The 24905-nt window shown below is 74.6% G+C and carries 24 protein-coding genes; 13 read left to right on the top strand and 11 right to left on the bottom strand.

Features of this window, described 5'->3' with window-relative positions; all coding sequences use genetic code 11:
• Positions 1-2 precede the first annotated feature (2 nt).
• On the top strand, positions 3-614 hold the full coding sequence (locus ACA361_RS06875) for a glyoxalase (RefSeq protein ID WP_375010961.1): 612 nt from the start codon (positions 3-5) through the stop codon (positions 612-614).
• A 7-nt stretch (positions 615-621) separates the two neighbouring features.
• On the opposite strand, the gene ACA361_RS06870 is transcribed toward ACA361_RS06875, so the two are convergent.
• The 3 genes from ACA361_RS06870 to ACA361_RS06860 form a co-directional block, all read right to left on the bottom strand.
• Complete coding sequence (locus ACA361_RS06870) at positions 622-1047, bottom strand: DUF3592 domain-containing protein (protein WP_375010960.1); 426 nt, start codon at positions 1045-1047, stop codon at positions 622-624.
• A 108-nt stretch (positions 1048-1155) separates the two neighbouring features.
• Positions 1156-1836 carry a LuxR C-terminal-related transcriptional regulator gene (locus ACA361_RS06865; RefSeq protein ID WP_375010959.1) on the bottom strand — a complete coding sequence of 227 codons (681 nt, stop codon included), beginning with the start codon at positions 1834-1836 and terminating at the stop codon, positions 1156-1158.
• Positions 1815-3146 (bottom strand): sensor histidine kinase, encoded by a 1332-nt coding sequence (locus tag ACA361_RS06860; RefSeq protein WP_375010958.1) that lies wholly within the window; start codon positions 3144-3146, stop codon positions 1815-1817. The genes ACA361_RS06865 and ACA361_RS06860 overlap by 22 nt, the downstream gene beginning before the upstream one ends.
• Before the next feature lie 141 nt (positions 3147-3287).
• Here ACA361_RS06860 and ACA361_RS06855 point away from each other — a divergent pair, with 141 nt between their 5' ends.
• From ACA361_RS06855 to ACA361_RS06840, 4 genes are all read left to right on the top strand, one after another.
• The gene (locus tag ACA361_RS06855; RefSeq protein ID WP_375010957.1) at positions 3288-4196 is read left to right on the top strand and encodes an ATP-binding cassette domain-containing protein; all 909 of its coding nucleotides are present in this window, start codon (positions 3288-3290) and stop codon (positions 4194-4196) included.
• The gene (locus ACA361_RS06850) at positions 4193-5800 is read left to right on the top strand and encodes a hypothetical protein (protein ID WP_375010956.1); all 1608 of its coding nucleotides are present in this window, start codon (positions 4193-4195) and stop codon (positions 5798-5800) included. The genes ACA361_RS06855 and ACA361_RS06850 overlap by 4 nt, the downstream gene beginning before the upstream one ends.
• A 27-nt stretch (positions 5801-5827) precedes the next feature.
• Positions 5828-6571 carry a DUF4097 family beta strand repeat-containing protein gene (locus tag ACA361_RS06845; RefSeq protein WP_375010955.1) on the top strand — a complete coding sequence of 248 codons (744 nt, stop codon included), beginning with the start codon at positions 5828-5830 and terminating at the stop codon, positions 6569-6571.
• Between the two features lie 153 nt (positions 6572-6724).
• On the top strand, positions 6725-8149 hold the full coding sequence (locus tag ACA361_RS06840) for an aldehyde dehydrogenase family protein (RefSeq protein WP_375010954.1): 1425 nt from the start codon (positions 6725-6727) through the stop codon (positions 8147-8149).
• 210 nt (positions 8150-8359) lie between these two features.
• On the opposite strand, the gene ACA361_RS06835 is transcribed toward ACA361_RS06840, so the two are convergent.
• The 3 genes from ACA361_RS06835 to ACA361_RS06825 all read right to left on the bottom strand — a co-directional run bounded on the left by ACA361_RS06835 (position 8360) and on the right by ACA361_RS06825 (position 10474).
• Positions 8360-8521 carry a hypothetical protein gene (locus tag ACA361_RS06835; protein WP_375010953.1) on the bottom strand — a complete coding sequence of 54 codons (162 nt, stop codon included), beginning with the start codon at positions 8519-8521 and terminating at the stop codon, positions 8360-8362.
• 175 nt (positions 8522-8696) lie between these two features.
• Positions 8697-8882 carry a hypothetical protein gene (locus ACA361_RS06830; RefSeq protein WP_375010952.1) on the bottom strand — a complete coding sequence of 62 codons (186 nt, stop codon included), beginning with the start codon at positions 8880-8882 and terminating at the stop codon, positions 8697-8699.
• 155 nt (positions 8883-9037) lie between these two features.
• Complete coding sequence (locus tag ACA361_RS06825) at positions 9038-10474, bottom strand: YibE/F family protein (protein ID WP_375010951.1); 1437 nt, start codon at positions 10472-10474, stop codon at positions 9038-9040.
• A gap of 375 nt (positions 10475-10849) precedes the next feature.
• Between ACA361_RS06825 and ACA361_RS06820 the strand changes: the two genes are divergently transcribed.
• Entirely contained in the window at positions 10850-11797 is a 948-nt protein-coding gene (locus ACA361_RS06820) for a glycoside hydrolase family 16 protein (RefSeq protein ID WP_375010950.1), read from the top strand.
• Between the two features lie 32 nt (positions 11798-11829).
• Here ACA361_RS06820 and ACA361_RS06815 read toward each other — a convergent pair whose 3' ends face one another.
• On the bottom strand, positions 11830-13233 hold the full coding sequence (locus ACA361_RS06815) for a GntP family permease (RefSeq protein ID WP_375010949.1): 1404 nt from the start codon (positions 13231-13233) through the stop codon (positions 11830-11832).
• Positions 13233-13790, bottom strand: coding sequence for a gluconokinase (locus tag ACA361_RS06810; protein WP_375010948.1), 558 nt, complete (start codon positions 13788-13790; stop codon positions 13233-13235). Before ACA361_RS06810 ends, ACA361_RS06815 begins: the two co-directional genes overlap by 1 nt.
• Positions 13791-13924: 134 nt before the next feature.
• Between ACA361_RS06810 and ACA361_RS06805 the strand changes: the two genes are divergently transcribed.
• On the top strand, positions 13925-14644 hold the full coding sequence (locus ACA361_RS06805) for a FadR/GntR family transcriptional regulator (protein ID WP_375010947.1): 720 nt from the start codon (positions 13925-13927) through the stop codon (positions 14642-14644).
• A gap of 43 nt (positions 14645-14687) precedes the next feature.
• On the opposite strand, the gene ACA361_RS06800 is transcribed toward ACA361_RS06805, so the two are convergent.
• The 3 genes from ACA361_RS06800 to ACA361_RS06790 form a co-directional block, all read right to left on the bottom strand.
• Complete coding sequence (locus ACA361_RS06800) at positions 14688-14825, bottom strand: hypothetical protein (protein WP_375010946.1); 138 nt, start codon at positions 14823-14825, stop codon at positions 14688-14690.
• Between the two features lie 143 nt (positions 14826-14968).
• A complete protein-coding gene (locus tag ACA361_RS06795) occupies positions 14969-16195 on the bottom strand; it encodes a hypothetical protein (RefSeq protein ID WP_375010945.1) in 1227 nt (408 codons plus the stop codon).
• A 62-nt stretch (positions 16196-16257) separates the two neighbouring features.
• Positions 16258-16695 carry a hypothetical protein gene (locus tag ACA361_RS06790; protein ID WP_375010944.1) on the bottom strand — a complete coding sequence of 146 codons (438 nt, stop codon included), beginning with the start codon at positions 16693-16695 and terminating at the stop codon, positions 16258-16260.
• A 484-nt stretch (positions 16696-17179) separates the two neighbouring features.
• Between ACA361_RS06790 and ACA361_RS06785 the strand changes: the two genes are divergently transcribed.
• From ACA361_RS06785 to ACA361_RS06760, 6 genes are all read left to right on the top strand, one after another.
• Positions 17180-18352: a PP2C family protein-serine/threonine phosphatase gene (locus ACA361_RS06785; protein ID WP_375010943.1), complete on the top strand. Its 1173-nt coding sequence runs from the start codon at positions 17180-17182 to the stop codon at positions 18350-18352.
• Complete coding sequence (locus tag ACA361_RS06780; protein ID WP_375010942.1) at positions 18349-20010, top strand: CHASE3 domain-containing protein; 1662 nt, start codon at positions 18349-18351, stop codon at positions 20008-20010. The genes ACA361_RS06785 and ACA361_RS06780 overlap by 4 nt, the downstream gene beginning before the upstream one ends.
• The gene (locus tag ACA361_RS06775) at positions 20007-20450 is read left to right on the top strand and encodes a response regulator (RefSeq protein ID WP_375010941.1); all 444 of its coding nucleotides are present in this window, start codon (positions 20007-20009) and stop codon (positions 20448-20450) included. The genes ACA361_RS06780 and ACA361_RS06775 overlap by 4 nt, the downstream gene beginning before the upstream one ends.
• A gap of 191 nt (positions 20451-20641) precedes the next feature.
• A complete protein-coding gene (locus ACA361_RS06770) occupies positions 20642-21910 on the top strand; it encodes an erythromycin esterase family protein (protein WP_375010940.1) in 1269 nt (422 codons plus the stop codon).
• A gap of 262 nt (positions 21911-22172) precedes the next feature.
• Complete coding sequence (locus ACA361_RS06765; RefSeq protein ID WP_375010939.1) at positions 22173-23762, top strand: PP2C family protein-serine/threonine phosphatase; 1590 nt, start codon at positions 22173-22175, stop codon at positions 23760-23762.
• Positions 23763-23790: 28 nt separating this feature from the next.
• On the top strand, positions 23791-24828 hold the full coding sequence (locus tag ACA361_RS06760) for a B12-binding domain-containing protein (RefSeq protein WP_375010938.1): 1038 nt from the start codon (positions 23791-23793) through the stop codon (positions 24826-24828).
• Positions 24829-24905: the final 77 nt, after the last annotated feature.

Raw genomic sequence — 24905 nt, 5'->3', positions numbered from 1 at the left:
CCATGACCTCCTTCGAAACCGTCACCCTGGAAGTCTCCGACCCCGCCGCCGCGCGGGCCTTCTACACGGCCTTCGGGCTGGACCCCTACGTGAGCGTGCGCGCCTCGGACGCGCCGACGACCGGCTTCCGCGGGTTCGCCCTGTCGCTCGTGGTGGCGCAGCCGGGCGACGTGGACGCCTTCGTCGAGGCCGCGCTCGACGCCGGCGCGACGACGCTGAAGCCGGCCACCAAGGGATTCTGGGGTTACGGCGGCGTCGTCCGCGCCCCGGACGGGACGATCTGCAAGATCGCGACGTCCAAGAAGAAGGACACCGCCCCCGCCGCCCGGCGGATCGGCCAGATCGCGCTGCTGCTGGGAGTGGCGGACGTCAAGGCCAGCAAGCGGTTCTACACCGGCCGCGGCCTGGCGGTCGCGAAGAGCTTCGGCGGCAAGTACGTCGAGTTCGACACCCCCGCGTCGGCCGTCACGCTGGCGCTCTACCCGCGCCGCGCCCTCGCCAAGGACGCCGGCGTGCCCCAGGAGGGCACCGGCTCGCACCGGATCGTGATGGGCGGCGCCACCGGGCCGTTCACCGACCCGGACGGTTTCGCCTGGGAGGCCGTGCCCGCCTGAGGCCCGGTCAGGCGCCGGGCCGGGTGCGGTACGCGCCCGCTCCGGAGAGCACCGCCACGGCCAGCGCCAGCGCGCACCAGGGCAGGACCCGCGCCGGCTTCTGGTCGTACCGGGCGCTGGCGGCGGGGTCCTGCGGGTCGTAGAGGACGTCCACGGTGTCCCCGGCCTCGGCGCCGGGCTCGAAGAGGCGCCGCTTCGCGGACGCCCGCACGGTGCGGCCCTCGCCCGTGGCGAACTCGAAGACGACGGATCCGGCCGTGCGGTCGCCGTCGACCTCCAGGACCCGGGCCGCCGCCCGGGTCTTCCCGAGGTCCGGCACCCAGGCCGCGACGGCCCCGCCGCCGAAGGTGACGAGGTAGAGGCCGGCGCAGACGGCGGCCGCGACGCACAGGACGTACGCGGGGCGTTGACGCGTTGATCGTTCCGGGGGCACGCGTCCATGATGCCCGCTCGGGGAACGCCGCCGGACCGGCCGGGGGCCGTCCCGTCACCCACAAGATCTACCGTGACGCGGCCCGCCGCTTCCGGCTCGTCCTGCCGTTCACGGCCCGCCGGGCGGGGGAGAGCGCCTGAGGTGCGCCAGGACGGCCAGCACCCGCCGGTTGGTGTCGTCCGTCCGAGGCAGCTCCAGCTTGCCGAAGATGTTGCCGACGTGCTTGCCGACCGCCGCCTCGGACACGACGAGCCGGCGGGCGATCGCGGCGTTGGAGTGGCCCTCGGCGATGAGGGCGAGGACCTCCCGCTCGCGCGCCGACAGGGCCGCGAGCGGGTCGCGGCGGCGCCGCAGCAGCCGGCTGATCACCTGCGGGTCCACGACCGTCCCGCCGGCGGCGACCCGGCGCAGCGCGGAGACGAACTCCGCGACGTCGGTGACCCGCTCCTTGAGCAGGTAGCCCACGCCCCGGCCGTGCCCGGTGTCCAGCAGGTCGGCCACGTAGCCGTACTGCACGTACTGGCTGAGCACCACCACCGCCAGCCCCGGGCGGGCGCGGCGCAGCTCCACGGCGGCGCGCAGCCCCTCGTCGGTGAAGCCGGGCGGCATCCGGATGTCGGTGATGACCAGATCCGGGACGTCCGCGGCGACGGCGTCCCGCAGCGCCGCGGCGTCGCCGACCACGCGGGTCGGGAACCCGAACCGTTCGAGGAGGCCCGCCAGGCCCTCGCGCAGCAGGACGCCGTCCTCCGCCAGGACGGTCCGGGTCACGGCCGGTTCACCGGGCATGGCAGCTCCACCCGCAGGACGGTCGGCCCGCCGGGCGGGCTGGACAGCAGCATCCGGCCGTCGATCGCCACGACCCGGTCCGCGAGCCCGGTGAGCCCGGTGCCGCGGGCCGGGTCGGCGCCGCCCCGGCCGTCGTCGCGGACCTCGACGGCGAGCATGCGGCGGTGCGGGCGCGCGGTCACGGTCGCGCCGGTCGCGCCGCTGTGCCTGGCCACGTTGGCGAGGGCCTCGGCCACCACGAAGTAGGCCGTGTTCTCGACCTGGACGGGCAGCCGGCCGGTGATCGGCGCGTCGACGGCCACCGGTACGGGGGACCGGTCGGCGAGCTCGTCGAGCGCCGCCGGCAGTCCCAGCTCCGTCAGGATCTGCGGCTGGATCCCGTGGATGAGCTCGCGCAGCTCGGCCGTCAGCCGCTTGGCCTCCTCGTGCGCGGCGGCGACGGCCCCGGCGGCCGGCGAGCCGGGCGGCAGGTCGTGGCGCGCGAGCCCGAGCCGGAGGGTGAGCGCGATCAGCCGCTGCTGCGCGCCGTCGTGCAGGTCGCGCTCGATCCGGCGGCGTTCGGCCTCGAACGCGTCCACGAGCCGGGCGCGGGAGCGCGCCACCTCGACCAGCTCGGCGCGCAGCCGGTCGCCGGACTCGCCGAGCAGCGCCCGCGCCACCGCCGCGTGGCCGCCCGCCAGCAGCGCCAGCAGGTACGGCAGCGCCGGAAGCAGCACGAGGCCGGCGGCCGTGTACGGCAGCGCCTGCTCCACGGTCGCGGCCTCCCCGAAGCCCAGCGCCACCGGCGCGTCCCCCGGCCGCTGCGCCGCGACCATCAGCGGCGCGGCGACGAAGCCGCCGACCAGCGGCACGGCCAGCAGCGCGGCGGTGGACAGGACGGGGCCCGCGGTGGCCAGCAGGCACACGTACCCGACCTCGCGCCATGTCGCGGGCGCGCCGTAGAGGGCCCGCAGCCGGGCCGCCGGGCCGCCCGCGGCGGGCGGCCGGCGGGCGGGGGTGAGGGGGCGGGCGTCCACCAGGCGCAGGCGGCGGCGCTCGAGCCCGGCCAGCGGCACGGCGATCACCGGCCCGAGCAGGACGATCAGCGCGGCGCCGAGCAGGACCAGCGCCACGGGCGCGGCGAAGCCATGGCCGCCCGCCATCGGCCGCGTCAGGAGCAGCAGCCAGGGCACGCCGAGCGCGGCGGCGGCCGGAAGCGCCACCGGCGGCGTCGTGAGCAGGTAGCCCGCCGCCCGCCACGGCCAGCCGCTCAGCGGCAGCCGGCGCCAGGCCGCCGCCTCCAGTGCCGTCCGCGGGCCATCCGTGCGCACATCGCCGACAGTAACCCGAACCGGGACGTTCGCGCGGTATGCCTAGGGCTACCTCGAACCGGGGGCTGGACGTAGTGATCCCCGGCCGGCCGGATGGTTGCCTGGCTCGCAGTACCTTCGGCCGCGAGCGAGGAACTCCGGATGCTGGAATTCGTGGACGTCAGCAAGGCGTACCGGGGCGGTGCGCGGGGCGTGGACGGCGTCAGCCTGCGGCTCGGGCCGGGGCTCACCGGCCTGCTCGGGCCCAACGGCGCGGGCAAGTCGTCGCTGATGCGGATCGCCGCGACGGTGACCCGGCCCAGCTCCGGGCGGGTGCTGTTCGACGGCGCGGACGCGGTGGCCGACCCGGACCCGCTGCGCCGCGTCCTGGGGTACCTGCCGCAGGACTTCGGCGTCTACCCGCACCTGAGCGCGCGGGAGTTCCTGTCCTACCTGGCCGCCGTCAAGGGCGTGCCCGCCCGCGCCGCGCGGATCAGGGTCGGCGAGCTGCTGGAGCTGCTCGGCCTGGCGGGCACGGGCCGCCGGCCGCTGGGCGGTTACTCGGGCGGGATGCTGCGCCGGGTGGGGATCGCCCAGGCGCTGCTCACCGACCCGCGGGTGCTCGTCGTCGACGAGCCCACCGCCGGCCTGGACCCCGAGCAGCGGGTGGCGTTCCGCAACCTGCTCGGCGACATGGCCGGCGACCGGGTGGTGCTGCTGTCGACGCACATCGTCTCCGACGTCGAGTCGGTCGCCGCGGACATCGCGGTCATGGCCGGCGGGCGGCTGGTGCTCCGCGGCACCCCGCGGGACCTGCTGCGGGAGGCCGAGGGGCGGGTGTGGGAGTTGACCGTCCCGGCCGGCGCGCTCGGCCCGCTCCGGGAACGGCACCGGATCAGCAGGCTGGTGCGCACGCCGGACGGCGCCCGCGTCCGCCTGCTCGCGCCGGAGCCGCCGTCGGCGGACGCCGTCCCCGTGCCGCCCGACCTGGAGGACGCGTACCTGGTCATCTCGTACGGTGCCGCCTCGCCCGGGCCGGCCCGGGACGGTGCCACGGGGGCCCGGGGATGAGCGCCGCGACGCTGCCCGCCCTGCCCCCGCCGGCCGCGCCCGTGGCCGCCGCGGCGGTCGCCGACTTCCGGGAGCGCACGCGGCGGCCCGCGTACGGGGTGACGCTCGCCGCCGCGGTGCTGCTCGGCTACATGGCGCTGCCCCCGGCGTCGTCGACGTTCGTCATCATGAACGCCGGCGGCCACCGCGGCGTCTACGACAGCGCGTACGCCGGTACGGTCACCGCGCTCGCCGGGTCGCTGTGGCTGATGCTCGGCGGGTTCTACGTGGTCCGCGGCGCCGTCGCCCGCGACGAGGCCACCGGCGTCGGCGAGATCCTCGCCGCGACGCGGCTGAGCGGTGCCGGGTACCTGGCCGGCAAGTTCCTGAGCAACCTGATGGTCCTGGCGTCGATGGCGGGCGTGCTCGCCGTGACCGCGCTGGTCCTCCAGCTGGCCCGGGGCGAGTCGAGGACGATCGATCCGGCCGCGCTGCTGCTGCCGTTCGTCCTGCTCACGCTGCCGGTCCTCGCGGTCACCGCCGCGGCGGCGGTGCTGGTGGAGACCGTCCCGGTGTTGCGGGCGGGGCTGGGGAACATCGCCTGGTTCTTCGTCTGGATGGTCACCGCGATCGCCGGCGGGGGCGTCCCGCTCGGCGGGCTGGACACCGTGGCCGCGTCGATGCGCCGCGACCTGGCCACCCGCGGGCTGGAGGCGGCCGAGTTCAGCGTGGGCTTCACCCAGGTCGAGCACCGGCTCCAGCCGTTCGCCTGGCATGGCCTTGACCTGACCGGAGGGTTCGTCGCGACCCGGCCGGCCCTGGCCGCGCTCGCGGCCGGCCTGGCGCTGCTGCCCGCGGTCTGGTTCGCGCGGTTCGACCCCGCCCGGACCCGCCTGCGCGGGGTGGCCGTTCCGCGGGAGGACCGTCCGTCCGGCGCCGCTTCCGGCGAGGCTTCCCCGCTCGCTTACCGGCCGCTGTCCCCGGTCCAGGCCCGGCGGGCGGGCGCGTTCCCGCGGCTGCTGGCGGGCGAGGTCCGGATCCTGCTGGGCGGCGCGTCCCGCTGGTGGTGGCTCGTCGCCGCCGGGCTGAACGTCGCGGCGCTGGCCGTACCGGCCGGGATCATGAGCCCGCCGGGCGCCACCACCGCGCTGCTGCTGTCGGCGGCCTGGATCTGGCCGGTCCTGATCTGGTCGCGGCTGGGCACCCAGCGCCGCGAGAGCGGGCTGGAGACGCTGCTCGGCTCGTACCCGCGCGCCGTCCGGCAGGCCGTGGCCGAATGGGCGGCCGGGGTCGCCGTGGCCGCGCTGGCCGGCGCGGGTGCCCTGCTGAGGATGGCCGTCGCGGGCGACGGCCCCGCGATGGCGGCCTGGGCGGCCGGTGCCGTCTTCGTCCCCTCCCTGGCGCTGGTGCTCGGCACGCTCACCCGTACCCACCGCGCGTTCCAGGCCGGCTACCTCCTGCTGTGGTACGCCGCCGTCAACCAGGTCGCGGCCGCCGACTACATGGGCACCGTCCTCGACCGCGGCCGCGCCGCGGGCCCCGCTCCGCCGCTCGTCGCCGCCGCCGCGGCGGCCATGCTCGCGATCGCGCTCGCCGTCCGCGCGGCCCGGCACGCCGCGCGATGACCCGACCGGCACGAAAGGACGACCGCCGTGAGACTCCACCGCACATCCGCGGCGGCCGCCGCGCTGCTGCTGCCACTGGCCGCCTGCGGCGGCACCGGCACCGGCACCGTCTCCGACGAGAGGACCTTCCCCCTGGAGGGAACGCGGCTCGTCATCGACGCCCCCTCCGCGGAACTCCAGGTCGTCGCCGGGAACGGGCCCGGCGTCCGGGTCCGGCGATGGCTCAGCGGGACGGCGGCCGAGGACGGCAACTCCTCCTGGACGCTCGGCGGGGACACCCTCAGGCTCCGCGTCGACTGCTCCGGGCTGGTCCTCGACTGCGGGCACAGGTTCCGGGTGGCCGTACCGCCCGGCGCCGCGGCGGTCGTGCGGTCCGGCGACGGGAACGGCACCGTGACCGGGCTCTCCGCCGCCGTCACCATCGACAACGGCAGCGGCGACATCGCGGTCAGGGACGTGTCCGGCCCGCTGACCGTGAGCACCCGCTCGGGCGACGTGACCGCCTCGGGCATCCGCTCCCGCACCGTGCGCGCCACCTCCGGCGAGGGGAACGTCACCGTCGGGTTCGCGGCGGCGCCGCGGCTCGTCGACGTCGCGTCCCGGACCGGGAACATCACGGCCAGGATCCCCGCCGCCGGGCACGCCTACCGGATCTCGGTGACCAGCGGCACCGGCACCGTCCGGTCGCTGGTGCGGAGCGACGGCCGGAGCGGCGACCTCGTCAGGCTGGTCTCCCGGGAGGGCGACGTGACGGTGTCACCCGCACCGTGACCCGCGTGTCCGCCCGGACCGACCGTTTACCGAACGGCGTTCCGTTCCGTATGTTGGCCATGCAACACCCATGATGGCCAGCCCCACCCTGGACGGCGCGTCCGCCGGCGTCCGGGCAGGACCCGGTGACCCGGGACCGCGAGGAGGAAGTTCGTGGAGCACGTCAAGCAGTTCTACATCGGCGGCCGGTGGGTCGCGCCGCGCACCGACAAGACGATCGAGGTCATCAACCCGGCCACCGAGCAGCCCATCACGTCCATCGCCCTGGGCGGGGCCGAGGACGTGGACGCGGCCGTCGCCGCCGCCAGGGCCGCGTTCGAGACGTTCTCCCTGACCAGCAAGCAGGAGCGGCTCGACCTGCTCGACAGCGTCATCGCCGTGTACACCCGGCGGCTGGACGAGCTGGCCGACATCATCAGCCAGGAGATGGGCGCGCCGCTGTCGCTCGCGCAGGCCGCGCAGGCCGTCGCCGGGCTCGGCCACCTCGGGACCGCGCGGGCGGTGCTCGCCGACTTCGAGTTCGAGAGCAGGATCGGCGGCAGCCTCGTCGTGCGGGAGCCGGTGGGCGTCTGCGGGCTCATCACGCCGTGGAACTGGCCGCTCAACCAGATCGCCTGCAAGGTCGCCCCGGCCCTGGCCACGGGCTGCACGATGGTGCTCAAGCCGTCCGAGGTGGCGCCGCTCAACGCGATCCTGTTCGCCGAGATCATGGACGAGGCCGGCGTGCCCGCGGGCGTGTTCAACCTGGTCAACGGCGACGGCCTCGGCGTCGGCGCGCCGCTGTCGGCCCACCCCGACATCGACATGGTGTCGTTCACCGGGTCCACCCGCGCCGGCATCGAGGTCGCCCGCGCCGCGGCCCCGACGGTCAAGCGCGTCACGCAGGAGCTCGGCGGCAAGTCCGCCAACATCATCCTGGACGACGCGGACCTCAAGTCGGTCATCGCACGCGACATGGCCTCCATGTGCACCAACTCGGGCCAGTCGTGCAACGCGCCCACCCGGATGCTCGTCCCCGCCGCCCGCATGGACGAGGCCGCGGCCATCGCCGCCGAGGCCGCCCGCGACATCGTCGTCGGCGACCCGCGCGAGGCGACCACCACGATCGGCCCGGTCGTGTCGGCCACGCAGTACGGCCGCATCCAGCAGCTGATCGAGAAGGGCATCGGCGAGGGCGCCAGGCTCGAGGTCGGCGGCCCCGGCAAGCCCGAGGGCCTGGAGACCGGCTACTACGTGCGGCCGACCGTGTTCTCGCACGTGTCCAACGACATGACCATCGCCCGCGAGGAGATCTTCGGGCCGGTGCTGGTGATGATCGGCTACGAGGACGACGACGACGCCGTGCGCATCGCCAACGACACCGTCTACGGCCTGTCGGGCTACATCTCCGGCGGCGCCGACCGCGCCAAGGCCATGGCCCGCCGCATCCGCAGCGGCAACGTCCACCTCAACGGCGCCGGGCCCGACTTCAACGCGCCGTTCGGCGGCTACGGCCACTCGGGCAACGGCCGCGAGTGGGGCGCGTTCGGCTTCGAGGAGTACCTCGAGACCAAGGCCATCCTGGGCTACGGCGACTGACCCGCCCCACGACCGGGCCGGCCGCCGCCCGGCGGCCGGCCCGGCCAGGCTCGGGAGGGGCCGGGTTCGTAGTGCTTGCGCAGGGGCTCTGGTTTCGTGTCCCCTGAGGTGGACGGGTCTCCTGCCTGGGGGATGGCGAATCTGTCCGGGCAGGAGGCCCGTCACCCGTGTTCCGCCCGCCTTACCGGAAGGCGGGTCCGTGCCGGGCCGTCAGCCGAGTTCCAGCAGCCGGTTCAGCTCTGCGACCAGCAAGGCGGCACCGGCGGTGTCGCCGCCGTCGAGCAGCCCGACGAGCGCACACAGCAGGTTCCCCAGCAGCTTGCCGGGCCCGGACACCGCGGTGATGTCCAGGACGACGCGGTCGAGGTGCACCTGGAGGCCGAGCAGGTCCAGGTCCAGCGGGCCGAGCGTGAGGTCCAGGACCGGGCACTCGCGCTGCAGGGCGACCGGCAGCGAGACCGGCGCGTCGGTGACCGTGCCGACGGTGGCGCCGCCGGCGTCGCGCAGCGTGCCGTGCGGAGGGCGGGCCGCCTGCTCTTGCGCTGCGTCAGCCGATCGGAGTGCAGACTCCGACCCCTCCGCTCTGGGCGGTCAGGTCGTAGGTCACCTCCGTTCCCGGCGGGCAGGCGACTGCCTGGGCGGACACCGCGTTGCCGGCGATGCCGACGGCCGGCGCGGTCACGACGGCAGCGGCCACAAGGATCGGCACGGCGATGCGACGCACGATGTTCACGGACTACCTCCATCACTGGCTGAATCGAACGGCTACGTAGAGTAACCATCGAGGCCGTGACGGCGCAGTCGATGTGCCGCAGTGAGACCGCCGGGACAGAAGAGTCGAACGCCCCGGTGCCGGGACCCGGGCCCTGGGGACAGCCGCCGGTGCCGCTAGAAGGGATCGGCGGAGGCGCCGGGCCAGGACGGGGGCGGCAGTTCGGTCGCCGGGCGCCGGGGCGTGCGGTACCGGCCGCCCGCCGGGTACGCGCCGCCGGTCGCGGCCGGATCCGCCCGGTCCGGAGCGGGCGCCGCGGGTACGGGGCGACCGCGATCGTTCCCGGAGAGCGGCACGTCCCGCGCGGGCTCGCCGTCGCCGTCCGCGGAGCCGGGCCCGCGGGAACGCAGCAGGGCGGCCAGGGCGGTGGTGATCGGCACGGCCGCGATGAGCCCGAGGGTTCCGGCGGCGCTGCGGACGATCTCGGTGGCCAGCGCGGGCCCGGTCAGCACCTCGCCCAGCGGCTGCCGCCCGATGCTCAGCAGGAGCAGCAGCGGCAGCGACGCCCCGGCGTAGGCGAGGATCACCGTGTTGATCACCGAGGCGATGTGCGCGCGGCCGATCCGGGCCCCCGCCTTGTACAGCTGGGCGAACCGGTAGGCGGGGTTGGCGCGCGCCAGCTCGGTGACGGTGGCGGACTGGGTGACGGTGACGTCGTCCAGCACGCCCAGCGCCCCGATGATGATGCTGGCGAGCAGCAGTCCCTGGCTGTTGACGTTGTGGCTGATGTCCAGGTTCAGCGAGCTCTCGTCGGTGATCCCCGACAGGTGCGCCAGGTTGATCGCGACCGTCGCCAGCACCCCGGTCAGGGTCAGGCTGGCGATGGTGCCGATCACCGCGATCGAGGTGGCCATGGTGAACCCGTGCGTCAGGTACAGCACCGTCAGCATGATCGCGGCCGCGCACACGACCGCGGTCGGCAGCGGCGCGCTCCCGGCCAGGATCGCCGGGATGAGGAACTGGAGCAGCAGGACGAACGTGACCGCCAGCCCCAGCAGCGCGGTCAGCCCCCGCAACCGGCCGAACGCGACCACCGCCAGCGCGAACGCCGCGCCGATCAGCCACAGCGGGCCGGCCCGGTCGTGGTCGGACAGCTGGTACGGGCTCGCGCCGGGAGCGCCGGCGGAGTCGGGCGCGTGCAGCAGCACCACCTTCTCCCCGGCGGTGAACACCGACGTGCCGGGCCCGCTGGGCAGCTCGGTGCTCACGACCTGGCCGGCGGCGGCGCCGGAGGTCAGCTCCACCCGGGCGGTGCCGCAGCGGCGCGGGTCGGTCGGCGGCGCGTCGGAGGCCGGCTCGCCCGGCGGTGCCGCCTGCACCTGCTTGGGGCAGGGCTTGAGATCGATGCCCACGATCGTGCCGGACACCTTCGTCAGCGCCGACTCCGAGGCGGCCGGCGCCTCCGGCTTGTCCGGCCACATCCACAGCACCGCCGCGAGGGTGGCCACCGCGACCGGGATGATGACGGCCAGCACCGCGATCCGCACCGGCCGCGGAGCCTTGGGCACGTCTCCGCCGTGGCCGTGAGTGCCGTGCGCGTGGTTCCCGCCCATCTCCCGCCGCTCCTTGCCGCCGTCCGCCGAATCCGCACCGACCGGGCCCGTGCCGCCACGCCACCCTGGGTACGTTCATCGGCGCGGCGGGACCGGACCGGACGGCCCAAAGGATTCGCATGCTGCCGCGGACCGGGTACCGGAACGTGAACCTGCGGCCGGGGGAGGGATCGCTGCTCTCCGGAAGCCTATACCGGCATGATCCGTGCCGTTCCCCTCGGAACCGGAACGCTGCGGACCGACCGCTGGCTGGTGACCTGCCGTCCCGTACCGGTGGAGAACTGCTCCGAACAGAGGCGCTTGACGGGGCGGGCGAGGAGGGTGACATTGGCGCGCAGCAGAGGCCGCTAGGCTCCCCGCTCCGCTGGAGGCCCCATGCTCGCGCGGACGACCGCTCCCCGCCCGCCGCTCCGCCGCGCCGCCGTGCTCGCCGCCCTGGCGGCGGTCCTCGCGGCGGTGGTCCCGCCGCCGGCGGGCGCGTCCGTTCCGCCGCCGCCGGACGGCTGGAGCCTGGTCTGGAGCGATGACTTCGACGGGCCGGCGGGCGCGCCGCCCGCGGCGGAGAACTGGATCTTCGATATCGGCCACGGCTACCCCGGCGGCCCCGGCAACTGGGGGACCGGCGAGATCCAGCGCTACACGGCCGATCCCGCCAACATCGGCCTGGACGGTGCCGGCAACCTGCTGATCACGCCGCTGCGGAGCGCCTCCGGGGAGTGGACCTCGGCCCGGATCGAGACGCGGCGCGCCGACTTCAAGCCGCCCGACGGCGGGATCCTGCGGATCGAGGGCCGGATCCGGATGCCGGACGTCGTCGGCGCGCAGGCCGAGGGCTACTGGCCCGCGTTCTGGGCCCTGGGCTCCCCGTACCGCGGCCACTACCAGAACTGGCCCGCGATCGGCGAGTTCGACGTCATGGAGAACGTCAACGGGAGGAACCACGTCTGGGGCGTCCTGCACTGCGGCACCAATCCCGGCGGGCCGTGCGGCGAGCCGTCGGGCCTCGGGGCCGGCCGCGCGTGCCCGAGGGCGCCGTGCCAGGCGGCCATGCACACCTACGGGTTCGAGTGGGACCGCCGGGCCGCCCCGAACGAGCTGCGCTGGTACGTGGACGGCGAACCGTTCCACAGCGTGAGCCGGTCCCGGCTGGACGCCGCGACGTGGGAGGACATGACCGGCCACGGCGGCTACTTCCTGCTGCTCAACGTGGCCATGGGCGGCGCCTTCCCGGACGGGGAGGCCGGGCACGCCACGCCGGGGCCGGCCACGGTGCCGGGCCGGCCGATGATCGTCGATTACGTCGCCGTGTGGCGCTCGGGCTGACCGGCGGCCGGCCGGCCCGAGCGCCGGCCAGCCTACATGACCAGGCTCAGCAGGAGGACGAACACCAGCCCGGACACGGAGATGACCGTCTCCATCAGCGACCAGGTCTTGATGTTCTGCCCCACGCTCAGCCCGAAGTACTCCTTGACCAGCCAGAACCCGGCGTCGTTGACGTGGGAGAAGAACAGCGAGCCGGCGCCGATGGCGAGGACGAGCAGCGAGGTCTCGCCGGTGCTCAGCGTGGGGACGAGCGGCGCCATGATCCCGGACGCGGTGACGGTGGCGACGGTCGCCGAGCCGGTGGCGAGCCGGATCAGCACGGCGGCGACCCAGGCCAGGAGCATCACCGAGAGCCCGCTGTCGGCCATCCAGTCGGCGACGAGCTTGCCGATGCCGGTGTCGATCAGGGTCTGCTTGAAGCCGCCGCCGGCGGCGACGATGAGCAGGATGCCCGCGATGGGCGGCAGCGACTTCTCCAGGGACGTCGCGATGGTCTTGCGGTCCATGCCGGAGCCGAGGCCCAGGGTGAACATGGCGACGACGACGGCGATGAGCAGCGCCACCAGCGGGGTGCCGAGGTTGTCCAGGACGATGCGGACGCGGCTGTCCTCGGCGGCGAAGATGTCGGCGAGCGCCTTGCCCATCATGAGCACGACCGGCAGCAGCACCGTGGCCAGGGTCAGGCCGAACGAGGGCCGCGGCCGCTCGGGCTCCTTCTCCCCGGCCGCGCCCGTCCCGGCCGCCGTGGCGCCGGTCTCGTACAGCTCGGGCGCCGGGACCGGGACCCAGCGGGCGGCGTAGCGGGCGAACAGCGGCCCGGACAGCGCGATGGTGGGCAGCGCGACCAGCACGCCGAGGCCCAGCGTGACGCCGAGGTCGGCCTTGAGCGCGTCGATGGCCACCAGCGGGCCGGGGTGCGGGGGAACCAGGCCGTGCATGGCCGACAGCCCGGCCAGCGCGGGGATGCCGATCTGGATCAGCGACAGCCCGGAGCGGCGGGCCACCAGGAAGATCACCGGCATCAGCAGGACGAGGCCGATCTCGAAGAACATCGGCAGGCCGATCAGCGCGCCGACCAGGGCCATCGCCCACGGCAGGGCGCGGCGCCCGGCGCGGCCGACGATGGTGTCGACGATCTGGTCGGCGCCGCCGCTGTCGGCCAGCAGCTTGCCGAACATCGCGCCGAGCGCGATGAGGGCGCCGACGCTCGCGGCGGTGCTTCCGAACCCTTCGCCGAACCCGGTGACGGTGTCGGCCGTGGGCAGCCCGGCGACCAGGCCGACGGCCAGCGAGCCGAGGGTCAGGCTCAGAAACGGGTGCACCTTGAGCCACGTGATGGACAGGACGATCAGCGCGATGCCGAGGAGGGCGGCCAGGACGAGCTGGCCGCCGCCGGCGATGGGCTGCTCCGGCGGGGCGAGGGCGAGGACGTTCATCAGGGGGCCTTCTGGGAGTCGGGGGCGGGAGGAGCCGGGTCCGGGGACGCGGCGAGGTAGGCGTCGACGAGGGCGTCGACGGGGTTGTCGAGATCGAGGACGATGCCGCGCTCGCCGGGTCCGAGCGGCTCCAGGGCCTCGAACTGGGAGTCGACGAGAGCGGCGGGCATGAAGTGGCCCGGGCGGGCGGCCACCCGCCGCCGTACCACCTCGGGGTCGCCGTCGAGGTGGACGAACCGGACGGCGGGCGCGTACTCCCGCAGCAGGTCGCGGTAGGCGCGCTTGAGCGCCGAGCAGCCCACCGCGCCGCCCGAGCCGGCGTGCCCGGCGAGCCAGCCGCCGATGGCGCGCAGCCACGGCAGGCGGTCGGCGTCGTCGAGCGGGACGCCCGCCGACATCTTGGCGATGTTGGCCGGCGGGTGGAAGTCGTCGGCGTCGGCGAACGGCACGCCCAGCCGCCGGGCCAGCGCGGCGCCGAAGGTGGTCTTGCCGGAACCCGACACGCCCATGACGACCAGCAGGGGAGCGGCCGGCGCAGGAGCGGGGGTGGGATGCATCCTGGAGCCTTTCAGATGACGTTTGGATGAGTTTGGCATGAGTCATCTGCTCTGAGAAGACGCCAACGACAATAAATCAGATCTTTGCCGCCATGTTCGCGCTCAGCAGGGCAAACATGTGATGATTGGGCGCCATGGGGGACAACGATCCGGCCGGGCTGCACGGCAGCGTTCTCGACCGGCTAGGCGTGGAGATCACCTCGGGTGAGCTCGCGCCGGGCCTGGTGCTGCGGATTGAGCAGCTGGAGGCCCGCTTCGGGGTGTCGCGGTCGGTGATCCGCGAGGCGATCCGGGTGCTGGAGTCCATGGGCATGGTCAGCAGCCGGCGCCGGGTCGGGATCACCGTCGCCGACCGCGCGGCCTGGAACCTCTTCGACCCCCGGATCATCGGCTGGCGGCTCGCCGGCGACGGGCGCGACGAGCAGCTGAGGTCGCTGAGCGAGCTGCGCCGCGGCGTCGAGCCGGTGGCCGCGGCCCTCGCCGCCCGGCGCGCCACCCCCGCCCAGTGCGGCACGCTGACCGGCTCGGTCATGCAGATGGCGGTCCACGGCCGGTCGGGGGACCTGGAGTCCTACCTGGAGGCCGACATCGTCTTCCACCGGACGCTCCTGGAGGCGTCCGGCAACGAGATGCTGGGGTCGCTGGGGGACGTGGTGGCCGCCGTCCTGACCGGGCGCACCCACCACCACCTGATGCCCGCGCGCCCGGAGCCGGCGGCGATCGGCTGGCACGCGGAGGTCGCCCAGGCCGTCCAGGCGGGGGACGCCGCGGCCGCCGAGCGCGCGATGCGCGACATCGTCGAGGAGGCCACCCACGCCATGCTGGCCGACGAGGCGCCCCTGGAGACGTCCTGACCCGGTGGATGGCGCGGCGCCGTCCACCGGGATCTCCCGAAGGCTAGAGACAGCCGATGACCTGGTTGTCCCGGATCTTCGCCCAGCGCAGGTGGCCGCGCGTCTCCGGCCCGTAGACGCCGTCGGCGGTGATGCCCTTGACCGCCTGGATCCAGAGGATGCGCCGCGCGGGCGGCCTCATGAGATCGGGAGCCGGAGAGGAGTGCGTGACACGCGTACCTGACAGAGGAGCACGGACGGCCCGGGGATGAAGGCCGCTGACCGAATAAGGCCAGTGAACACTGGCATGATCATTGGCCGCCCGGGAGGCGGCGCGGTGAGGGGTCAGCGCACGAACAGCGGCAGGGACTTGCGCGGCTCGAAGCCGAACCCGGCGCCCTTGCTGAACTTGGTGACCGCGACCTCGCCCGCCTCGCGCGCGGGCGTGTCGGTCAGGACGACCCGCGCCGTCCACTCGGTGGCGGTGCCGGCGGTCTCCACGTCCAGGTGCGGGTCGGCGGCGCGGACGATCGCGCGCAGCGCGTCCGGCTCCTCAGGCGTGCACAGCGGAAGCCAGCCGCCGTCCTCGTGGGCGAGGGAGGGCGACACCGTGATCGCCGCGCCGTCCCGGGAGAACTCCACGTACGGCCGCGGGTTCATCAGCGGGTGCAGCTCGACGAGGTAGGCCGCGTCCTCCGGGCCGCCGCCCAGCCCCAGCGCCCGGTGCAGCCGCTCGGCCGCGACGCCCGCGTGCCCGATGAGCTGCCGCAGCGCGACCCGGTGGAACAGCGCCTCGTCGTCCCCGGCCCGCTTCCTGACGGCCAGCTGGAACGACAGGTTCAGCAGGTGGTTCTGCAGCGCGACCTCGTCGGCCATGCGCACCAGCGCCGAGTGGGAGAAAGCCCCGAAGTCCAGGTCGCTGACCAGCGGCCCGCTGTAGTCGGCCTGCCCTTCCTGCCCGGGATCGATGTCGTCCAGCACGAGCGTTGCGGCATGCGACCGCTGGTTCACCGCCAGCGCGGAGATGGGCTCGACGCCGGGGGAGTCCGGGTCGATCTCCACCGTCCAGGCGCAGTGCGGGTGCCGGTCGGCCGGGGTGCGCGGCGGCCGGTGGATCGGCCGCATCCGCGCCTTCGGGTTGGTGGCCACGGCCGTCGCGTCGAACGTGGGGTCCTCGATGTCGTGGCACATCTTCTTGACCATGCCCGCGCCCATCGGCTCCACGTCCAGCAGCGCCCCGCAGTGGTCGAGGTGGAACGCGCCGTGCCACCGGTCGGTGACGCTGTAGCGGAAGTCCATGAACTGCGGCGGCGCCCCGATGTCGAGCTGCATGCCCTTGAAGATCGTCGGCACGTCGTCGCCCTCGAACGCCAGCGCCCGCTGCATCCGCCGGGTGTAGATCGGGCTCGCGGCGGCCCACTCCTCGATCGCGACCCGGGCCATCTCCTCCTCGCCCCACGCCTCCAGGCAGTACGGCATGCCGGCGCGGTCGATCAGGTGACCGATCAGCAGCAGTTCCGGCACCAGCACGGCGAGCTGCTCGCGGCTCAGATGGTGGTAGCGACTCGGCATCGGCGTCCTTCCGGCGTGGGCGTCACCCCAATCTAGGCAGTTGCCTAGACACCTGTCCAGATCTACGCCGAGGGCAGCGCCGTCGCGACGAGCACGATCCCCACGGAACCCGCCAGCGAGGCGATCGCCATGGCCCGTGCGAACACCGCACGCCCCCGCCCATGGGCCCACCCGTGCGACGCCGCCGCCACCATCACCACGGCGAAGAGCGCCAGCTTGACGGCGAGCGTACGGCCGTACCCCGGCTCGCCCAGAGCGGACCAGGTAACGCCGAAGTGCACCGCCAGCGCGACACCCGTGGCGATCTGCACCGGCAGGAACACCGCCACGGTGATCAGCCCGAACCGCCGCCCGATCCCGGACAGCATCTCGGCCCGCTCGTCGGCCTCCAGCAGCCGGCGCGCCATCGGCAGCACCACCAGCGACACGGCCAGCTGCCCGCCGACCCACAGGGCCGCCGAGAGGACGTGCAGGAAACGGACGAGAATCCACCAGCTCACCGGGCCACCTCGAAACCGCCAGGGGCGCGTTCCGGGACTCCCGCGCGGGCGCCGGGCCCGGGAACGGCGCCGTTCATACGTGCTGCTCACTCTGCGCTACGCCGACCGCCCGAAACTAGGGACTTCGGTCCCGCCTCGCAAGCATCCGGATCACCCCGAGGACGCCCATGCCGCCTCCGGCGGCGCCCAGAAGCGCTCCTCGCGGGCCGGGCCCGGCGGTTCCGGGCTACTCGCGGGTACGTCCGGCGCCCCAGGGCGGGGTGCCGGGTTCGCGCGTTCTTTGCCGTATGGCAATCTTGGACGCGGCGAAGGTGTGGCCCGGGGGTGACGCTAGAGCGTGAAAACATAGCGTGACGTGCCCCGGGTCAAATATTCTTCCCGGCTGGACGACGTGGCGGACGAGCAGATGGGTGGCGGTTTGGTCTTCTCCGGGACGGCCGGCGGACCGAGGTCACCGATACGCGACGCGGCGGTACCTCCGGCGGTGGCGGGTGATGCGGCGGCGTCGATCGAACTGCTTCTGGTGGAGGACGACGCCGGCGACGCGCTCCTGGTCGAGGAGCTGCTGATCGACGGGAACGTGCCCAACCGGCTGACGTGGGTGCGTTCGCTGGCGGAGGCGCGCGAGGCGCTGGCCGGGGGCGGGCGCTCCCGGTGCGTGCTCCTCGATCTCCATCTCCCCGACGCGCAGGGGCTGGACGCGCTCAAGGTCGTGCTTGCCGAGGCGCCGGAGGCCGCGGTGATCGTCCTGACCGGGCTCGCCGAGGCCGAGGCCGGGCTGGCGGCGGTCGCGGCGGGCGCGCAGGACTACCTGGTCAAAGGGCAGCTGGAGCCGGAGTGGCTCGGCCGGGCCATCCGGTACGCCGTGCAGCGTAAGCAGACCGAGACGGCCGCGGCCGCCCTGCAGACCGGGCGGCTCCGGGCCGAGGAGAACGCCCGGCTGGAACGCGGCCTGCTGCCGAACCCGCTGCTGACCACAGACGACGTGTCCGTGGTCGCCCGCTACCGGCCCGGCCGCGCGACCTCGCTGCTCGGCGGCGACTTCTACGACGTGGTCGAGCGGCCCGACGGCGTGCACGCGGTGATCGGGGACGTGGCGGGGCATGGGCCGGTCGAGGCGGCGCTGGGCGTCTGCCTGCGGGTGGCGTGGCGCTCGTTCGTGCTGGCCGGGGCGCGCGGGCCGCGGCTGCTGGCGCTGCTGGAGCAGTTGCTCATGGCCGAACGGGACGACGAGGAGACCTTCGTCACGCTGACCAGCGTGACGCTCGCGCCGGACCGGGCCACCGCGAAGGTGCTGCGGGCGGGGCACCCGGCCATGATCGTGCGCGAGCCGGACGGCGGTGCGCGGCTCGTCGAGACCAGAGGCGGGATGGCGCTCGGGCTCCTGCCGGGGATGGACGACTGGCAGGAGGACGACGTCCCGCTGCGGCCCGGGACGGAGCTGGTGCTGTTCACCGACGGGCTGTTCGAGGGGGAGACCGGGCCGGACGGCCGGCGGCTCGATCTCGACGGGCTGCTGCGGCTGGCCGGGCGCGGCGGCGACCTGGCCGCCGAGCCCTTCGTCGACTTTCTGATCACCGAGGCCGAAGAGGCGTCGGCCGGTTACGGCGGGCTCGGTGACGACGTCGCCGTGCTCAGCCTCGGATGGAAGGAATGATGACGGCGACGCGGAGGAAACGCGGTGGCGGGCTCACGGTGCAGCAGTGGCTGATGCTCGTGATCGGCCTGGTGGGCCTGCTGGTGCTGGCCTCGGGGGCGGTCGGGTACACGCTGCTGAACCGCACGAGCGCGGCCGTCGACCGGGTGGTGAACGAGCTGTCGCCCGCCCGTACCGAGGCGTACCGGCTCCAGGCGGCGCTGGTCGACCAGGAGACCGGGGTGCGCGGCTTCGTGCTCGCCGGCGACGAGTCGTTCCTGGAGCCGTACGAGCGCGGCGTCCGCGCCGAGCGGGAGGCCGCGACCCGGCTGGCCCGCCTGGTGCGGGACGAGCCGGAGGCCGCCGCGGACCTGGCCCGGCTCACCGGCCTGGCCGCCGCCTGGCGCGCCACGTACGCCCAGCCGGTGGTCGAGCGGGTGCGGGAGGGCGGCCCGGACGCGGTCGCGAATGCCCAGGTGCGGGACGGCAAGGCGCGGTTCGACCAGGTCCGCGCCGCGTGGACCGAGGAGGGCGCCGAACTCGACCGGATGGTCGCGGCGGGCCGGGCCGACGTCGAGCACAACCAGAACGTCCGGGACGCCGCGTTCGCCGCCATGCTGGTGGCGATCCTGCTCGCGGCGGTGCTCGTGGCGCTCATCCTGCACATCGCGGTGGGCCGCCCGCTCGCGGCGCTCAGCCGCTCGTCCCGCCAGGTGGCCGACGGCGACTTCGAGCACGTCATCACCCCGCGCGGGCCGGCCGACCTGCGCGCCGTGGCCGGCGACGTGGAGGCGATGAGGCACCGCGTCGTCCATGAGCTGGCGCTGTCCACCGAACGCGCCGGGGAGCTGGAACGGCAGACCGCCGAACTCGACTCCCAGACCGAGGAGCTGCGCCGTTCCAACGCGGAGCTGGACGCGCAGACCGAGGAGCTGCGGCGCTCGAACTCCGAGCTGGAGCAGTTCGCGTACGTGGCCAGCCACGACCTGCAGGAGCCGCTGCGGAAGGTCGCCTCGTTCTGCCAGTTGCTGGAGCGCCGCTACGCGGACAAGCTCGACGAGCGCGGCGTCCAGTACATCGAGTTCGCCGTGGACGGCGCCAAGCGCATGCAGGTGCTGATCAACGACCTGCTGACGTTCTCCCGGGTCGGCCGGCTCTACGACGAGCGCCGGCCGCTCGACCTCGGGGAGCCGCTGGACAAGGCGCTGGCCAACCTCCAGGGGACGATCGAGGACGCCGGCGCGCGCATCGAGCGTTCCGGCGCCCTGCCCGTGATCGACGGGGACATGAGCCTGCTCACCATGCTGTGGCAGAACCTCGTCGGCAACGCCGTGAAGTTCCGCGCCCCCGACCGGGCGCCCGTCGTGCGGATCGACTGCGAGGAGACCGCCGAGGGCTGGGAGCTGGCGGTCACCGACAACGGGATCGGGGTGCCGCCCGAGTTCGCCGACAAGATCTTCGTGATCTTCCAGCGCCTCCACAACCGCGAGGCGTACACCGGCACCGGCATCGGGCTGGCACTCTGCAAGAAGATCGTCGAGAACTACGGCGGGCGGATCTGGCTGGACACCGGCGACCGGGACGAGGGGACGAGCATCCGCTTCTTCCTGCCCCGCACCGCCGCCGTCGAGTCCGAGACGCCCGCCGCCGCCACCGTCTCCGAGGGAGCCGAACAATGACCGATTCCGCCCGGCCCATCGAGGTGCTCCTGGTCGAGGACGACCCCGGTGACGAGCTGATGACCCGCGAGGCGTTCGAGGAGAACAAGGTCGGCAACGTCCTGCACGTGGTCCGCGACGGCCTGGAGGCGCTCGACTTCCTCTACCGCCGGGGAGCCCACGAGAGCGCCCCGCGTCCCGACCTGATCCTGCTGGACCTCAACCTGCCGAAGTACGACGGCCGCCAGGTCCTGGAGGAGATCAAGAAGGACGAGGAGCTGGCCTCCATCCCGGTGGTGGTGCTGACGACGTCCTCCGCCGAGGAGGACATCCTGCGCAGCTACCGCCTGCACGCCAACGCCTACGTCACCAAGCCGGTCGACTTCGAGCAGTTCATCGCCGCGATACGGCAGATCGACGACTTCTTCGTCACGGTCGTCCGCCTCCCGTCCCGCGCCTGACCCCTCCCCTCACCTCCCCGGCCGGAGACCGCCAACATGAGGCAAAGGGTGGCGGTTCGTGGCATTACGGGCTCCTCGCGGGGAACGCGGCGTAGGAAGAGCACACCGCGTAGGGGGTGAGGTGGATGCCGGGACGAGCACAGGCGGCCGCGGCGGGCGGGGGAGCGCGCCGAAGGTCCCAAGGGGGAACGGTGAGCGACGCCGACGCCGTACGGGAGTCCGCGCTCCCGCTGGAGTACGCGGAGGACCTCGATCCGCTGATGGACCGCATCGGCGACGCGCGGTGCGTCCTCCTGGGAGAGGCGAGCCACGGGACGCACGAGTACTACGCGTGGCGGGCGGCGCTGACGAAGCGGCTGATCGCCGAGCGCGGGTTCTCGTTCGTCGCGGTGGAGGGCGACTGGCCCGACTGCTGGGCCGTGAACGCCAGCGTGACCAGGGCCGAGGGCGCCCCGGCGGACCCGAGGGCGGCGCTGGACGGCTACCGGCGCTGGCCCACCTGGATGTGGGCCAACCAGGAGACCGTCAACTTCTGCCGCTGGCTGCGCGACCACAACGACGGCCCGCGGGTCGGCTTCTACGGGCTGGACGTCTACTCCCTCTGGGAGTCGCTCCGCGCGATCATCACCCACCTGTCCGACCACCGGCCCGAGTACGTGGGCACCGCGCTCGACGCGTACCGCTGCTTCCAGCCCTACGGCGAGGACCCGCAGTCGTACGCCTGGAACCGGCTGGTCCCCGGGGGCTGCGAGGAGGAGGTGCTGGCCCTGCTCACCCGGCTGCGCCGGCCGGGCGGCGCCGACCCGGCCGGAGACCTGAACGCCCGGCAGAACGCCGAGGTGGCCGCGGGCGCGGAGCGGTACTACCGGGCGATGATCGGCGGCGGCCCGGACGCGTGGAACGTCCGGGACACCCACATGGCCGACACCCTGGACCGGCTGCTGGACTTCCACGGGCCGGGCGCCCGCGCGGTGGTCTGGGCCCACAACACCCACATCGGCGACGCCCGCGCGACGAGCATGGCGGCGAGCGGGATGGTCAACCTCGGGCAGCTGGCGCGGGAGCGGATGGGCCGCGACCGCGTCGTGGCGGTCGGCTTCGCCGGCGGGCACGGCGAGGTGATCGCGGCGCCGCGCTGGGGCGACCCGATGGAACGGATGACCATGCCGGGGCCGCGGCCGGACTCGGCCGAGGCACTGCTGGAGGCGTCCGGCGTGGACCGCGGCCTGTTCGTCTTCGCCGACCGGCCGGGCGCGGACTGGTTCACCGAGACGCGGGGCCACCGGGCCGTCGGCGTCGTGTACGACCCGACGCGCGACCGCCGCAACTACGTGCCCACCAGGCTCGCCGACCGGTACGACGCCCTGTGCTGGTTCCGCCGCACCTCCGCCCTGGAGCCGCTGCACATGGAGGCGGCCGTCCGGTACGACGAGCTGGAGACCGTCCCGTCCGGCGTCTGAGCGCGAGCCGCTCGCCTCGCGCCTCGCGCCTCGCGCCTCCTCGCGCCCCTCGCGCCCCTCCTCACACCTCCTCATGCCTCCTCACGCCTGCTCGCGCCGCACTTTGATACGACTCTTCGTGTTCGGGCGATGCCGGAGCGGATCCGCGGCTACAGTCGGGGACCTCTGAGTTCCTGAGAGTGAGGCCGCTTCGGATGAGGTGAGTCCTGCGAGAGCAGAGGAAACGGCCGGCCTTCTTCCCCCGTCGCCGGCCGAGGCACGAATGCTGGAGGGCGCCCCGCAGCCCGCGCTGGTGGTGGCACGGGAGGGCATGCTGGCCGCGGCCAACGCCGCGGCCCGCGACCTGTTCCCGGACGCCCGCCCCGGTGCCGCGCTCGCCGCCGTGGCGCCGGAGTGGCTCGCCCGCGCTCACCGCGCGAACACCGCGGCCGGGACGCGGGAGCCGGCGGCCGGCCCGGTCGGCGAGCGCGGCTTCACGGCGTACCCGGCGGAGGCCGGTTCCGGGACCGTCTGGTGGCTGGCCGACGACACGGCCGCGATCCGGGCCGAGCGGGCGCTGCGGCGCGAGCGGGAGCGCGGCGCCCTGCTCGCCGAGACGTCCCGCCGGCTGCTGTCGTCGCTCGACTTCGGCCACTGCCTGGAGACGGCGGCGGTGCTGGCCGCCCGGCACCTCGCCGACGCCGCGCTCGTGATCGGCCCGGCGTCCGCCCGCGGCTATCCCGTCGCCTTCTGCCGGTCCGCGGGTCCCGCCGTGCGGCGGGACCTGCGGCTCGACCCGGCGGACGTCCCCGGGCTCGCCGAGACGCTCGAGGGGCTGCCGCCGCCGCGGAGCACCTGGGTGGAGCCGGCGAGCGTGCCGCCAGGGGAACTGGAGACGCTCGACGGGTTCGCCGGCTTCGGTGCCTTCCGGTCGCTGCTGGTGACACCGCTGACCGGGCACGGCGCGCCGCTGGGCGTGCTGATCCTGCTGCGCGGCGGCTCCGGGCCGGCCGGCGGCTTCGGCGAGGACGAGGAGGCGTTCGCCCGCCTCTTCGCCGGGATCGCCGGCGCGGCGATCTCGGCGGGCCGGCTGTGCGAGGAGAAGAACTCGATCACCGATCTGCTGGCCCGCGAGCTGGCGCCGCCCCGCGTCCGCCGGCTCGACGGCGCCGAGCTGGCCGCCGGCTGCGTCGTCGCGAGCGCCGACGACAAGATCGGCGGCGACTTCTACGAGATCTTCCCCGCCGCGGGCCGCAGCCGCCGGTCGCTGGTGGTCCTCGGCGACGTGTGCGGGAAGAGCCTGGAGGCGGCCATCGTCACCGGGAAGCTCCGCGCGGCGCTGCGGGTCCTGCTGCCGATGGCCGACGATCACCCGCGGGTGCTGGGCCTGCTCAACGGGCTCCTGCTGGCCCTCGGGCCCGCCGACCAGGACCCCCGGTTCGCCACCCTGGTGCTGGCCTCGATCCGGCGCGTGGACGCCGGCGTCCGGCTGCGGCTGACCGCGGCCGGGCATCCGCCGCCGCTGATCGTCCGTACGGACGGCCGGGTCGAGCGGGCACCCGGCCGCGGCGACCTGATCGGCTGCATGGAGGAGATCGAATCGCGCACGGTGACGACCGTCCTGCGGCCCGGCGACACCTGCCTCCTCTACACCGACGGCGTCACCGAGGCCAGGAACAGGGCGGCCGGGGGCGAGATGTTCGGGGAACGGCGGCTGCGGGACGTCCTGGCCGGATGCGCCGGCGTCCCGTGCGAGGCCGTGGTGGAACGGGTCCAGACGCTGGCGTCCCGATGGGTGGGCGGCGGCGACCACGACGACATGGCCGTCGTCGCCATCAGCGCGGCGCGCGGCGAGGCGCCCGCCGGCACGTGACACGGCGGCGACGAGGCAGGGAGTCTCGATGAACGAACCGCCCACCGCCCGGCCCCTGGCCGAGCGGTTCTGGGACATGGTCACCACGGGCCGGGAACGGTCGGCGGTGGCGGCGGCGGCGGAGGCGCTGGAGGCCGGGACGGCCCCGGAGGACCTGCTCCTCGGGGTCATCGGCGCGGTCCAGGACCGGATCGGCCGGGAATGGGCGGCCGACCGGATCACCGTCGTCCAGGAGCACGTGGCGACCGCCGTCAGCGAACGGGTGATCGCGGCGCTGGCCCACCACCCGGCGTGGCCGGTGCCCGCCGACGCCCCCGCGGACCGGCGGGTCACCGTCGCGTGCGCCGAGGGGGAGTGGCACGCCCTCCCGGCCCGGCTGGTCGCCGAGGTCCTCCGCCTCAACGGCTGGGAGGTCGACTACCTCGGCGCCCACGTCCCCGCCCGGTACCTGGCCGTCCACCTGCGCCGGACGCGGCCCGACGCGCTCGCGCTGTCGGCCTCGCTCGCCGGCCGGCTGCCCGCCGCGCACCGCGCCATCGCCGCGGCCGCCGACCTCGGGGTCCCCGTGCTGGCGGGCGGGCCCGCGTTCGGTCCCGGCGGGCGCTACGCGCTCCTGCTCGACGCGGGGGGCTGGGCGCCCGACGCCCGCGCGGCGGCGGCCTGGCTGGAGAAGGGCGCCGGCGGCGGGCGGGCACCGGAACGCGGCGTCCGGACGCCCCCTCCGGCGGTCGAGGAGTACGCGCTGCTGGCCCGTACCGCGGGCAGGCTGGAGCGCGACGCCTACGCGGCGATGGCGGCCCGCTTCCCGGACCGCACCGAGCAGGACTTCGAGTGGATCGACTTCCTCATCGAGTCCCTGGCCGCCGCCCTCTACGTGGACGACCCGGACCTGTTCACCGGCTGCGCCGGCTGGGCGGCCGGCGTCCTGGCGGCGCGGGGCGCCGCGGCCGAGGTGCCGCTCGCCGCGCTGGAGGTGCTGGGGGGAGCCCTCACCGACTTCCCGCGCGCCTCGGCGCTCATCGCGGAGGCGCGGTTGTCGCTGAGCCTGGGCCCGCCCGCGCCCTAGACGGGCGTTCCGCCTCCCACCAGCGCGATGGCACGATCCGGCCATCGTCCTTGAACGCGCAAGCATCGGTGGCACAC

Origin of the sequence: Actinomadura sp. 21ATH (assembly GCF_041951345.1) — a bacterium.
Taxonomy (GTDB): Bacteria; Actinomycetota; Actinomycetes; order Streptosporangiales; family Streptosporangiaceae; genus Spirillospora.
The sequence above is the reverse complement of the archived record's forward strand: the minus strand, read 5'-3'. Positions and strand labels throughout refer to the sequence as shown.